Source organism: Citrobacter sp. VF227, from assembly GCF_052950715.1.
Genome location: NZ_JBRFVF010000540.1, coordinates 1 through 444, shown reverse-complemented (window position 1 = coordinate 444; position 444 = coordinate 1). Strand labels below are relative to the sequence as shown.

General features: G+C 56.3%; 1 pseudogene. It reads left to right on the top strand.

The features are described from left to right. Positions 1 to 4: 4 nt before the first annotated feature. Positions 5 to 444: pseudogene (locus ACU8YC_RS27745) on the top strand (sulfurtransferase); the annotation flags it as partial.

The following is a 444-nucleotide window of genomic DNA, read 5'->3' as shown; positions in this document are numbered from 1 at the left end:
TTCGATGGAACGTGTTTCTCAAATGACCGCGCTGGCACTTGCTTTAGGGCTCGCGTGCGCTTCCTCCTGGGCTGCTGAAACAGCACAGACGCTCACCCTCGACCAGTTACACCAAAAGCAAGGCGCGGCGATCGATGCCCGTCAGAGCGCTTTTTACAACGGCTGGCCGCAGTCGCTTAATGGCCCTTCAGGACACGAACCTTCCGCTCTGAACCTGTCTGCTGCCTGGCTAGAAAAGATGAATGATGAACAACTCAGCGCCTGGGTTAAGTCACATCAACTCAGCACCGATGCGCCGGTGGCGCTGTATGGAAGCGAGAACGACATGCAGGCTGTCAATTCCCGCCTGCAAAAAGTTGGCTTTAACCATATCTCTACCCTCAGCGATGCGCTTACGGGCCCTGCCCGCCTGCAACGTCTGCCGCACTTCGAACAGTTGGTGTA